This is a genomic window from Streptomyces sp. V4I23 (genome assembly GCF_030817975.1).
GTDB lineage: Bacteria > Actinomycetota > Actinomycetes > Streptomycetales > Streptomycetaceae > Streptomyces.
Genome location: NZ_JAUSZW010000004.1, coordinates 2,121,864 through 2,133,111, shown reverse-complemented (window position 1 = coordinate 2,133,111; position 11,248 = coordinate 2,121,864). Strand labels below are relative to the sequence as shown.

The 11,248-nt window shown below is 71.8% G+C and carries 14 protein-coding genes; 7 read left to right on the top strand and 7 right to left on the bottom strand.

The window, feature by feature from the left end; translation table 11 throughout:
• Positions 1 to 55: 55 nt before the first annotated feature.
• From QFZ82_RS11775 to QFZ82_RS11765, 3 genes are read left to right on the top strand one after another with little or no spacing between them, the layout of a single operon-like run.
• Entirely contained in the window at positions 56 to 928 is an 873-nt protein-coding gene (locus tag QFZ82_RS11775) for an AraC family transcriptional regulator (protein WP_307713125.1), read from the top strand.
• Between the two features lie 10 nt (positions 929 to 938).
• Positions 939 to 1,763, top strand: a complete 825-nt coding sequence (locus QFZ82_RS11770; protein WP_307713124.1) for an AzlC family ABC transporter permease — start codon at positions 939 to 941, stop codon at positions 1,761 to 1,763.
• Positions 1,760 to 2,068: an AzlD domain-containing protein gene (locus QFZ82_RS11765; protein WP_307713123.1), complete on the top strand. Its 309-nt coding sequence runs from the start codon at positions 1,760 to 1,762 to the stop codon at positions 2,066 to 2,068. The genes QFZ82_RS11770 and QFZ82_RS11765 overlap by 4 nt, the downstream gene beginning before the upstream one ends.
• Before the next feature lie 63 nt (positions 2,069 to 2,131).
• Here the strand turns inward: QFZ82_RS11765 and QFZ82_RS11760 are convergent, their stop codons facing one another.
• Positions 2,132 to 3,067, bottom strand: coding sequence for a hypothetical protein (locus QFZ82_RS11760; RefSeq protein ID WP_307713122.1), 936 nt, complete (start codon positions 3,065 to 3,067; stop codon positions 2,132 to 2,134).
• A 79-nt stretch (positions 3,068 to 3,146) separates the two neighbouring features.
• Between QFZ82_RS11760 and QFZ82_RS11755 the strand changes: the two genes are divergently transcribed.
• The 4 genes from QFZ82_RS11755 to recX all read left to right on the top strand — a co-directional run bounded on the left by QFZ82_RS11755 (position 3,147) and on the right by recX (position 6,694).
• Positions 3,147 to 3,341 (top strand): DUF3046 domain-containing protein, encoded by a 195-nt coding sequence (locus tag QFZ82_RS11755; protein ID WP_177151701.1) that lies wholly within the window; start codon positions 3,147 to 3,149, stop codon positions 3,339 to 3,341.
• A gap of 181 nt (positions 3,342 to 3,522) precedes the next feature.
• Entirely contained in the window at positions 3,523 to 4,683 is a 1,161-nt protein-coding gene (locus QFZ82_RS11750; RefSeq protein WP_307717696.1) for an AI-2E family transporter, read from the top strand.
• Between the two features lie 313 nt (positions 4,684 to 4,996).
• Positions 4,997 to 6,121 carry a recombinase RecA gene (gene recA / locus QFZ82_RS11745; RefSeq protein ID WP_307713121.1) on the top strand — a complete coding sequence of 375 codons (1,125 nt, stop codon included), beginning with the start codon at positions 4,997 to 4,999 and terminating at the stop codon, positions 6,119 to 6,121.
• A gap of 3 nt (positions 6,122 to 6,124) precedes the next feature.
• On the top strand, positions 6,125 to 6,694 hold the full coding sequence (gene recX, locus QFZ82_RS11740; protein ID WP_307713120.1) for a recombination regulator RecX: 570 nt from the start codon (positions 6,125 to 6,127) through the stop codon (positions 6,692 to 6,694).
• A gap of 16 nt (positions 6,695 to 6,710) precedes the next feature.
• On the opposite strand, the gene QFZ82_RS11735 is transcribed toward recX, so the two are convergent.
• The 6 genes from QFZ82_RS11735 to QFZ82_RS11715 all read right to left on the bottom strand — a co-directional run bounded on the left by QFZ82_RS11735 (position 6,711) and on the right by QFZ82_RS11715 (position 11,182).
• On the bottom strand, positions 6,711 to 7,097 hold the full coding sequence (locus QFZ82_RS11735; protein ID WP_307713119.1) for a rhodanese-like domain-containing protein: 387 nt from the start codon (positions 7,095 to 7,097) through the stop codon (positions 6,711 to 6,713).
• Positions 7,094 to 7,654 (bottom strand): cysteine dioxygenase, encoded by a 561-nt coding sequence (locus QFZ82_RS11730; RefSeq protein ID WP_307713118.1) that lies wholly within the window; start codon positions 7,652 to 7,654, stop codon positions 7,094 to 7,096. Before QFZ82_RS11730 ends, QFZ82_RS11735 begins: the two co-directional genes overlap by 4 nt.
• Before the next feature lie 67 nt (positions 7,655 to 7,721).
• On the bottom strand, positions 7,722 to 7,793 hold the full coding sequence (locus tag QFZ82_RS39755) for a putative leader peptide (protein WP_309544753.1): 72 nt from the start codon (positions 7,791 to 7,793) through the stop codon (positions 7,722 to 7,724).
• A 47-nt stretch (positions 7,794 to 7,840) separates the two neighbouring features.
• A complete protein-coding gene (locus tag QFZ82_RS11725) occupies positions 7,841 to 9,436 on the bottom strand; it encodes an FAD-dependent monooxygenase (RefSeq protein WP_307713117.1) in 1,596 nt (531 codons plus the stop codon).
• A gap of 175 nt (positions 9,437 to 9,611) precedes the next feature.
• Entirely contained in the window at positions 9,612 to 10,517 is a 906-nt protein-coding gene (locus tag QFZ82_RS11720) for an amino acid ABC transporter permease (RefSeq protein ID WP_307711229.1), read from the bottom strand.
• Positions 10,514 to 11,182: an amino acid ABC transporter permease gene (locus QFZ82_RS11715; RefSeq protein ID WP_307711228.1), complete on the bottom strand. Its 669-nt coding sequence runs from the start codon at positions 11,180 to 11,182 to the stop codon at positions 10,514 to 10,516. The genes QFZ82_RS11720 and QFZ82_RS11715 overlap by 4 nt, the downstream gene beginning before the upstream one ends.
• Positions 11,183 to 11,248 lie beyond the last annotated feature (66 nt).

Sequence of the window (11,248 nt, the reverse complement as noted above, 5' to 3'; positions counted from 1 at the left end):
GTCCAGGACATGGACGGGCAGGTCAGGGGCCGGGCCGGCGGCGCAGAATTGCCGTATGGAGAGCGACGCGGCACCGGACCGGAAGGACGAGTGGGCGCGGCACTGGCAGTACCCCGGCGTACCGGGTCTGGACCTGCTCCAGGCCCGCTATGTGCGTCACTCCTTCACCCGGCACACGCACCAGGGCTTCGTCCTCGGCGCCGTTCGCCGCGGCATCGAGGACGTGCTCATGCCGGACGGCACGGTCAGTGCCAGGCCGGGCACCGTGGTGATGATCAACCCTGAGGTGCCGCACTCGGCGAAGGCGGGGGTCCCCGAGGGCTGGGTGTACTCGACCCTCTACCCGTCGTCCGAGCTGGTCGCGACGATCGCCGAGGAGGTGACCACCCTGCGCGGCACGGCCGGCTTCGCGGAGACGATCGTCGAGGACCCGGACACCGCCCGCCTGGTGCACGAGGTGCACTGCGCCGCCGAACAGGGCAACGCGCTCGCGGCCGACAGCGTGCTGCGCATCGCGGTCGCGCGGCTGCTGCGGCGCCACGGCCGGGCGCTGCCCGCTCGCGCGCCGCTCGCCTCCGGGGCCCGCACCGCGGAGCTCGCCCGACAGCTCCTGGAGGAGCGGATGGCCGAGCCGCCGTCCTTGGAGGAGCTCGCGCAGGAACTCGGCACCAGTCCCTTCGCGCTCCTGCGCGCGTTCAAGTCCGCGTACGGGCTGCCGCCGCACACCTGGCTGACGGACGCGCGCGTGCGCCGCGCCCGCCGCCTGCTGGACGCCGGGACGGCGCCGGCCGAGGCGGCCGTCGCCGTCGGCTTCACCGACCAGCCGCATCTCAACCGTCACTTCACCCGGATCGTGGGCGTGCCTCCCGGGGCCTACCGGCGCGAACGCGCAAGAACGTACAAGACGCCTCACCGAAGGCTTGCGTAACGTCCCTGACGTGGCAGAACAGACAGCTCACCCAGAGATATCCGCGACCGCGGCACCGGGATCCGGGCCGCAGGGAGTGACCAAACCGGACTCGGCCGTCGTCCGGGACGCACTCGGCGTCGGGATCGCCGTCGGCCTGTCCGGATTCGCCTTCGGCGTGACGTCGGCGGGATCCGGTCTCACTCTTCTGCAGACCTGCGCGCTCAGTCTGCTGGTGTTCACCGGCGCCTCGCAGTTCGCGCTCGTCGGCGCCATCGCAGCGGGCGGCAACCCGTTCGCCGCCGCCGCGGGCGCGTTCTTCCTCGGCGTGCGCAACGCCTTCTACGGGCTGAGGCTGTCGCAGCTGCTCGCCCTGCCCAGCTTCCTGCGGCCGCTGGCGGCCCACTGGGTCATCGACGAGACCACCGCCGTCGCCCTCGCACAGCCCACACGGCGCAGTGTGCGCATCGGCTTCACGGTCACCGGGCTCACCCTCTACGTGCTGTGGAACCTGACCACGCTTCTCGGGGCGCTGGGCGCCGAGGCCATCGGCGACACCGACGCGTGGGGACTGGACGCGGCCGGGCCCGCCGTCTTCCTCGCCCTGCTCGCACCCATGCTGCGCACGGCCACCGAGCGCGCGGTGGCCGGGCTCGCGGTCGTGCTCGGACTCGGATTCCTGCCTGTCCTGCCCGCCGGAGTGCCGGTGCTGGTGGCGGCGCTGGCCGCGCCCGCCGTGCTGTGGCTCAAGGGCCGTGCGATCGGTCGGGCGGACCGGGTCGCCGGCCGCGGACACGACGGAGGAAAGACCGACGGGACGGCGCGTACGGCCCGTGGGAAGGGAGAGGACCGTTGAGCGTCTGGATCGCGATCGCGGCGACCGCCGTCGGCTGCTACCTCGTCAAACTCGTCGGCCTGCTGGTGCCCGCCGACGCCCTGGAACGTCCGCTCGTGCAGCGGCTGGCCGCGCTGCTGCCCGTAGCCCTGCTGGCCGCACTCACCGCACAGCAGACCTTCAGTGTCGGGGACACCCTCGTGCTCGACGCACGGGCGGCCGGCCTCGGCGCCGCAGCCGTCGCCCTCGTACTGCGTGCCCCCTTCCTGGTCGTCGTCGGAGCGGCCGTGGCGGTCACGGCGGGCGCACGGGCGCTCGGGGGCTGAGCGGCCACGCGCGCGTGGCCGTCGTCGTCATCCGCGCGTGCGCGCCGGGGCCCGGCCGGTGGATCATCCGATGGGACGGCTGTACGCCTGGAGGGTGCGCAACGCCTCGACGGTCGCCAGCGGCCGGGCCTCCAGCGCCGTCCCAGGCGCCCACGCGCGGTAGGTGATCGGCCATCCGCCGTCCGGCTCCTGCTGCGCCGCCAGGTGCTCCAGCGAGAGGGCCATCTCCTCGTCCGTGAACCAGCGGCGGGCCAGGGAGGCCGGCGTGGGCGCGTAGTGGTGCGGGAAGTGGTGCTCGCCGGGCGCGTAGCCCGGCGCCACCGGCTGGTCGTCGAGCCGGCGGGGATCGAGGGCGACCAGTCGCTGTTCGCGGACCATCCGGCCGAGCCGGTCGGCGGCGGCCTCGGCGCGCGAGCGGTCCGGGGCGCTGTCCAGGAAGGCGACCGCCGCCTCGATCTCGTACGGATGGGACTTGTCCAGGGCGTCGACGGCCGCCCAGCAGAAGTCCGTGGCCCGGAACAGCCAGGCGTGCCACACCTGATTGCGGTGCAGCAGGCCCACGACCGGGCCGGTCGCCAGCAGTTCGCTCGGCGGGTCGTCGACGATCGGGAGGAACGGCGCGGCCGGATATCCGCGCTGGGACGGGTGGATGGCAGGCAGCGCGCCGTCCGATGTCGAGACCTGCGTGAAGTAGCGGCAGATCCGCTCCACGCGCAGACCGCCGCAGCGGCCGATGGAGTCCAGCACCCGAAGGGCGTGCGCCGTGTGCAGGGGCTGGCTGACAGGGCCGCGCAGATCGGGTTCGAGCGCGTGGCCGTAGCCGCCGTCCTCGTTGAGGTACGCGGCGAGAGCCGTCTCGACGGCGTCCGAGCCGCCGCCGAGGAAGTGGTACGCGAACCGCCGCTGTTCGAGGACACGGGCGGTCAGCCAGATGAAGTGCTCGGCGCGGGCGAGAGGAGACGCGAGAGGGGCCTCATGGGTTGCTCCGGTTCCAGCCATGTTCCGACGGTAGGGCGGAAAGGGCTTCAGGCAAGCCCGACGGGCGGGGCTGCACTCTCAGGGGCGGGATACTGGGGGCATGCGGTTGACGATTTTCTGGGAGCGGATGGCCGACCACTTCGGCGCGGCCTACGCCGACTCCTTCGCACGCGATCATGTGATGGCCGAACTCGGCGGCCGCACGGTCCATGAGGCGCTGGCCGCGGGCTGGGAGGCGAAGGACGTGTGGCGCGGGGTCTGCGCCGCGATGGACATCCCCGCCGACAAGCGCTGAGACACCGGGCGGACCACCCCCTGTCACGGGCGTACGGGACACTTGTTTGGTGGACCGGACCGACAGGAAGCCCCAGAACGAGACCGCCGCGGACGCGACCGCGCGGGACACCACCGCCGCCGCCACACCGCCGGGCACGCCCCCGCCGACCGCGGCCGGCGGGAACGGCGGTCCCGTCCGCATGCCGCGCTGGCTGCCCCGCGCCATGGTGCTGGCGCTCGCGCTCTACGCCTGCTTCCAGCTCGGCAGCTGGGCCTTCCACCAGCTCATCGGGCTGCTGATCAACATCCTGATCGCGTTCTTCCTGGCGCTCGCCGTGGAGCCGGCCGTGGGACGCATGGCCGCGCGCGGTATGCGCCGCGGGCTCGCCACGTTCCTGGTCTTCATCGCGGTGCTGGTGGTGGGAGTCGGTTTCGTCGTTCTGCTCGGCTCGATGCTGGCCGGGCAGATCATCGACATGGTCGAGGACTTCCCCAAGTACCTCGACTCCGTCATCCGCTGGATCAACGGCATCTTCCACACCGAGCTGTCCCGGGTCGAGGTGCAGGACAGTCTGCTGCGCTCAGACTGGCTGCGGAAATACGTGCAGAACAGCGCCAGCGGAGTGCTCGACGTCTCGGCGACCGTGCTGGGCGGGCTGTTCAAGCTGCTGACGATCTTCCTGTTCTCGTTCTACTTCGCGGCCGACGGACCGCGGCTGCGCCGCGCGCTGTGCTCGGTCCTGCCGCCGGCCAAGCAGGCCGAGGTGCTGCGCGCCTGGGAGATCGCGGTCGACAAGACCGGCGGTTACCTCTACTCGCGCGGACTGATGGCGCTGATCTCCGGCGCCGCCCACTTCGTCCTCCTGGAGATCCTGGGGGTGCCGTACGCTCCCGCGCTCGCAGTGTGGGTCGGCCTCGTCTCGCAGTTCATCCCGACCATCGGCACCTACCTCGCGGGCGCGCTGCCGATGCTGATCGCGTTCACCGAGAACCCCTGGTACGCCCTGTGGGTGCTCGGCTTCGTCGTGGTGTACCAGCAGTTCGAGAACTACGTGCTGCAGCCCAAGCTGACGGCCAAGACGGTGGACATCCATCCGGCGGTCGCCTTCGGTTCGGTGGTGGCGGGGACGGCGCTGCTGGGGGCGGTCGGCGCGCTGATCGCGATCCCTGCGATCGCGACGCTCCAGGCGTTCCTCGGTGCCTACGTGCGGCGGTACGACGTGACCGACGACCCGCGTGTGCACGGACACCACCGGCCACGCGCGAGCCGGGCACTCGCCCAGATCCGGGGCGCGCTGCGGCGCGGCCCGGGGGCACGGGACACGGATGCGTCCGGCCCGGGAAGCTCGCCGGAGGCGTGACCTGCCGCGGGGCCGTCGGCCGGACGGCCCCGCCGGTACCGGCCCGGCCGTGGCACGGCCTCTTCCACCGGCGTCCTTGGCCACGCCGGATGACCGGAGGACCCTGGAGCTGTGCCGCCGGGCGGGTCGCGCCGACCGGCGTGGTGCGCTTGACACCAAAATCGAACATCCATTCTCATGGGGTTCCGGCCCGGATCTCGGCGGAATCCCGTGAGTTATCCACAGGCTGGAGGGACGGCGGGGCCCATTGTCAGTGGCAGGGGTTAGCGTCTTTGACGTGAAGCGATCGACTCAAGCAAATCGGGTGGAACCCATGGCAGGAACCGACCGCGAGAAGGCGCTCGACGCCGCGCTCGCACAGATTGAACGGCAATTCGGCAAGGGCGCCGTGATGCGTCTGGGCGAGCGGCCGAACGAGCCCATCGAGGTCATCCCCACCGGGTCGACCGCGCTCGACGTCGCCCTCGGCGTCGGCGGCCTTCCCCGCGGCCGTGTGGTGGAGGTCTACGGCCCCGAGTCCTCCGGTAAGACGACCCTGACCCTCCACGCGGTGGCCAACGCCCAGAAGGCCGGCGGCACCGTGGCCTTCGTGGACGCGGAGCACGCCCTCGACCCGGAGTACGCGAAGAAGCTCGGCGTCGACATCGACAACCTGATCCTGTCCCAGCCGGACAACGGCGAGCAGGCGCTGGAGATCGTCGACATGCTCGTGCGCTCCGGCGCGCTCGACCTGATCGTCATTGACTCGGTGGCCGCCCTGGTGCCCCGGGCGGAGATCGAGGGCGAGATGGGCGACTCGCACGTCGGTCTGCAGGCGCGTCTGATGAGCCAGGCGCTCCGGAAGATCACCAGCGCGCTCAACCAGTCCAAGACGACGGCCATCTTCATCAACCAGCTCCGCGAGAAGATCGGCGTCATGTTCGGCTCGCCGGAGACCACGACCGGTGGCCGCGCGCTCAAGTTCTACGCGTCGGTGCGTATCGACATCCGCCGTATCGAGACGCTCAAGGACGGCACCGAGGCCGTCGGCAACCGCACCCGCTGCAAGGTCGTCAAGAACAAGGTCGCGCCGCCCTTCAAGCAGGCCGAGTTCGACATCCTCTACGGCCAGGGCATCAGCCGCGAGGGCGGCCTGATCGACATGGGCGTGGAGCACGGCTTCGTCCGCAAGGCGGGCGCCTGGTACACGTACGAGGGCGACCAGCTCGGACAGGGCAAGGAGAACGCGCGCAACTTCCTGAAGGACAACCCCGACCTCGCCAACGAGATCGAGAAGAAGATCAAGGAAAAGCTGGGCGTCGGTGTCCGCCCAGAGGCGCCGGAGGCCGAGCCCGGCGCCGACGCGGCAGGCGCGGCGACGCCCGAGGACGCGGCGAAGTCGGTCCCCGCACCGGCTTCCAAGGCGAAGTCGGCCAAGACGGCGGCGGCCAAGGGCTGATCCATGGCCCGGCGTACCGAATGGCCGGGCGACAGCGCCGACTCGTCGAGGGCCGAGCAGGCGCTGCCGCCCCAGGATCCGGGGGAGCGGGCGCGGGCGATCTGCCTGCGCCTGCTCACCGGGACGCCCCGCACCCGCAAGCAGCTGGCGGACGCGCTGCACAAGCGGGAGATTCCCGCGGAGGTGGCCGAGGAGGTCCTCTCGCGTTTTGAGGACGTGGGGCTGATCGACGACGCCGCCTTCGCCGGCGCCTGGGTGGAGTCGCGGCACCACGGCCGTGGCCTCGCCCGCCGGGCGCTGGCCCGTGAGCTGCGGACCAAGGGCGTCGACGCCACGCTGATCGAGGAGGCGGTGGACCGGCTCGACGCGGACCAGGAGGAGGCGACGGCACGGGAGCTGGTCGAGCGCAAACTGCGCGCCACCCGTGGCCTCGACCGCGACCGCCGCCTCCGGCGCCTCGCCGGGATGCTCGCCCGCAAGGGATATCCCGAGGGCATGGCGCTCAGGGTGGTCAAGCGCGCCCTCGAGGAGGAGGGCGAGGACACCGAGGACCTGGACGAGGCGGCGTTCTAGCCGGCGGCGTCCGGACCTACGTCGTGACCGGCAGGCCGGCCGCACGCCACGCCTGGAAGCCTCCGATCAGGTCCGTGGCGCGGTGCAGGCCGAGCTGGTGCAGTGAGGCCGCGGCGAGGGAGGACGCGTAGCCCTCGTTGCAGATCACCACAATCCGCAGGTCGTGCCCCGTCGCCTCCGGCGCGCGGTGGCTGCCCTGCGGGTCGAGCCGCCACTCCAGCTCGTTGCGTTCCACGACCAGCGCGCCGGGGATCAGCCCGTCCCGCTCGCGCAGCGCCTGGTAGCGGATGTCCACGAGGAGCGCTCCGTGCTCGGCCGCCTCGTACGCCTCCCGCGGCCCGACGCGCACCAGCCCTTCCCGTATGCGCTCCAACAGCTCGTCGATGCCAGGGTGTTCACTCACTGCCAGTCCTCCGGACGCTCGACCTGCTCCAGCCGCAGCACCGCGCCCGACCGGCTGAAACGCCGCATCAGCGGGAGCGGCGGATAGTACGCGTGCACGGAGACGGCGTGGAGGGTGGACGACTCGTTGAGCACTTCGTGCACGTGGTGCTGTCCGAAGGCGCGTGCCCGGCCCGCCCCCAGGTGGCGCACGCGGTCCACGCCGTCGTTCAGTTCGAGGGTCTTCCAGCCGCTCGCCGGAAGCCGGACGGCCAGGGAGTGCTCCGTCAGCTGCCCCTCGGCGGTGGCGAACGCACCCACGGACTCGGCGTGGTCGTGCCAGCCGGTACCGGTGCCGGGCGGCCAGCCGATCAACCAGGCCTCACTCCCGCGCGGACCGTCCAGCCGCAGCCAGGTGCGGCCCTCGGGGTCGCGCGGAAGGGAGGCGATCAGTTCCTTGTCGGCGGCGGCGCGCTGTACGAAGTCGAGCAGCTCGGCGGCGGTCGGCCCGCCCGGCTCGAGGGCGTCGGCCGGGCGCGGAGACGAGGTGACAGTGGATGCGGGAACAGGGTGGGACACGGATACCGTCCTGGAAGTTCGCTGGAGAGCGCGCGGGCACAGCAGGCCACGGCGCGGGGAAGGCGATTCAGCAGGACGGGCGACACACGCAGCCCGCGTAGCGGACGAGGTCCATATGGACCCTCCGCCACAGGCGCACATCGGTGTCGGTCACGCTCCGGAGTACACCATGTGCACCCGCGAGGGTCAATTGATGTCCGCAGTGCGGCCGGTGCGAGCCGTGGACGGTGCGCCGCCGCGGACCGTGTCCGCCGCCGCGTACAGCTCGGCGGGCCGTACACCGGCGAACGCGGCCGCCAGATGCCCGTCCGGCCGGACGAGCAGCACCGTGTGCGCCGCCGCGCCCGGATAGCTCTCCGTCACCAGCAACTCCGCCGGGACCGGAAGCCCGGCGACGGCCTTCGCCAGCCTCGGCATCACTCCGGCGCTCACCCAGTGCCGCCGGTCCCACACGCCGGTGCCCGGCGCGACGAGGACGACGAGGAGGCGGCCTCGCCCCAGCCGGTCCCACAGACGTGCGGCCATGCCGTCAGGAGCCGTCACCCGCACGTCCTCGACGGGGGCACCCGCCTCGGTGGCGACCGCGGCCGACGGGGCCACCGGCTCGGGCGTGAGCACCGAGTGGCCGTAGACGGGGGGCGCGCCGAGCGCGCCCTGACCGAGGTGGCCGTCGGTGAGCATCGTGTCGTGGCCACGCGCCGCTCCGGGCAGGTAGGTCCGCAGACCGCTGCCGCTGCGCAGTATCGGCAGCGACTGGTCGGCGGCGCGAAGCCGTGCGGCGACGGCGGTGCGGCGCTCGTCCTGGTAGCTGTCCAACAGGGTGTCGGAGGCCCCGTGGTGCCAGGCCTGCGCCAGCTTCCAGGCCAGGTTGCCGATGTCCCGCAGCCCCTCGTCGACCCCCTGCGTGCCGAGGGCACCGAGCAGATGCGCGGCATCGCCGGCGAGGAAGGCCCGGTCGACGCGCCAGCGGCGGGCCAGCCGGTGGTGAAGGGTGTAGACGCCGGTGTCGATCAGCTCGTACGGCGGGGTGTTGCCGCACCAGCCCGCCAGGGTGTCCCGCACCCGGGCCACCAGCGCCTCCGGGGTGACCAGTTCGCCGCGCGGCGGCAGCAGCCAGTCCAGGCGCCACACGCCGTCCGGCAGGGGGCGCGCGACGACCTCGTCGCCCCCCGACGACCACGGCGGACGGCGGTGCAGCAACGCCTCGCCGGACCACGGGAGTTCGGTGCGCAGGGCGGCCACCGCATGGCGTTCCACCGCCGTACGGCCGGGGAAGCGGATGCCGAGGAGCTTGCGGACCGTCGACCTGGCGCCGTCGCAGCCGACGAGATGGCTGCCCCGCCACCAGGTGCCCGAGGGGCCGCGGCTGTGCGCGGTGACGCCGCCGCCGTCCTGCTCCAGCGAGTCGAGGCGGCTGTCGGTGACGAGCCGTACGAGGCGCTGCTCGGTGACCGCGTCCCGCAGGCCGCGGGTGAGCGCGTGCTGCGGGATATGCAGCGGAGCGGGCGTGAGGCCGTCGCCGAGAGGCAGGTGCCGCACCTCCTGCCTGCGCCGCATCGACCGCCAGCCCGTCCAACGGACGCCGTCGTCACGCAGGGTGCCGCAGCCGAGCCGTTCCACCAGGGCGGCCGTGTCCGCGCGCAGGACGACGGTGCGGGCGGGGCGCGGCTCGTCCTTTCCGTTGCTCTCGTCGAGCACGACGGAGGGGACGCCCTGGGACGCGAGGGCCAGGGACAGGGCCAGGCCGACCGGGCCCGCCCCGACCACGATCACCGGGTCCACGAGGTGACTCCTCGGGCGCGAAGGGTCGTGCGAAGAAGTGCGGAGGGAGCCCGGTGCGCGATCACAGAACGTATGCAACTCACTGCCGCTGCCTGCGTCAAGCGACACCGGGGTGCGGCGAGGGGCGGCGGCCATATGGCCACCGCCCTTCAGCGGTCGGACATCCGATGAACCGTCAGACGGCCCGCCCGTTGTCGGTCTTGGCGACTCCGGGCTCCCCGACGGGCTCCTCCGCGCCGCCGGGTGCGGTCAGGACCGCGCCCGTGCTCTTCTTGGCCCGTCGCAGCCTGCCCTCCAGCCAGGAGGCGAAGCTCGTGAGCAGGAGGTTGAGGAGGATGAAGATCACCGCGACGACGATGAAGCTCGGGATGGTGTTCGCGTAGTTCGCGGCCAGCGTGCCCTGAGCGCTGAGCAGCTCGGTGAAGGCCAGCAGTGCGCCGCCGAGCGCGGTGTCCTTGACGATCACGACGAGCTGGGAGACCAGTGCGGGCAGCATCGCGGTGACGGACTGGGGGAGCAGGACGCTCGTCATCGTCTGGCCCTTGCGCAGGCCGATCGCCTTGGCAGCCTCCGTCTGGCCCTTGGGCAGCGACAGGATGCCTGCGCGGACGACCTCTGCGAGGACCGACGCGTTGTACAGCACGAGGCCGGTGACCACGGCGTACAGGGGGCGGATGTCGCTGCTGATGGCGTCGGAGTTCGCGTAGAGCTGGTTCGCGAACAGCATCAGGAGGAGGACCGGGATGGCGCGGAAGAACTCCACGACGACCCCGGCGGGGATGCGGACCCAGCGGTGGTCGGAGAGCCGGGCGATGCCGAAGACCGCACCCAGCGGAAGCGCGATGACCATGGCGAGGGCTGCTGCCTTCAGCGTATTGCCGAGGCCGGGCAGGAGATAGGTCGTCCAGGCCTGAGCCTCGGTGAACGGCTTCCACAGGGACGACTCGAGCTGCCCGTTGTCGCCCAGGACGCTCAGGACCCACCAGATGCCCAGCACGAGCGCGGCGAGGAAGGCGACCGTGTAGACGATGTTGCGGCGCTTGGCCCGGGGGCCCGGAGCGTCGTAGAGGACGGACGTCATCGCTTCACCGCCATGCGCTTGCCGACCCAGCCGAGGATGAGTCCGGTGGGAAGGGTGAGAACCACGAAGCCGAAGGCGAAGACCGCCGAGATGAGGACCAGCTGTGCCTCGTTCTCGATCATCTCCTTCATCAGGAGAGCCGCCTCCGCGACGCCGATGGCCGCTGCGACGGTGGTGTTCTTGGTGAGCGCGATCAGCACGTTCGTGAGTGGACCAATGACCGAGCGGAAGGCCTGCGGGAGCACGATGGTCGTCAGGACCTGGGTGAAGCTCAGACCGAGAGCGCGTGCCGCCTCCGCCTGTCCGACCGGCACGGTGTTGATGCCGGACCGCACGGCTTCGCAGACGAAGGCCGCGGTGTAGACCGAGAGCCCGAGGACAGCCAGCCGGAACGGCAGAGCCTCGAAGTCGTCGGGAACCCCCAGGGTCATGCCGAGGGTGTCGGCGAGACCGACCGAGGAGAAGACGATGATCACCGTCAGGGGGATGTTCCGGACCACGTTCACATAGACGGTGCCGAACGCGCGCATCAGAGGCACCGGGCTCACTCGCATCGCGGCGAGGACGGTGCCGAGCACCAGGGAGCCGATTCCGGAGATGACGGTGAGTTTCACCGTCATCCAGAACGCCCCGAGCAAGTCGTAACCTTCAAGAAAGTCGAACACGATCTCCCGCGCTTCCGCGTGTAGGAGGGCGCGGCGCGCCGCCGTCAGCGGCGGCGCGCCTCGTCA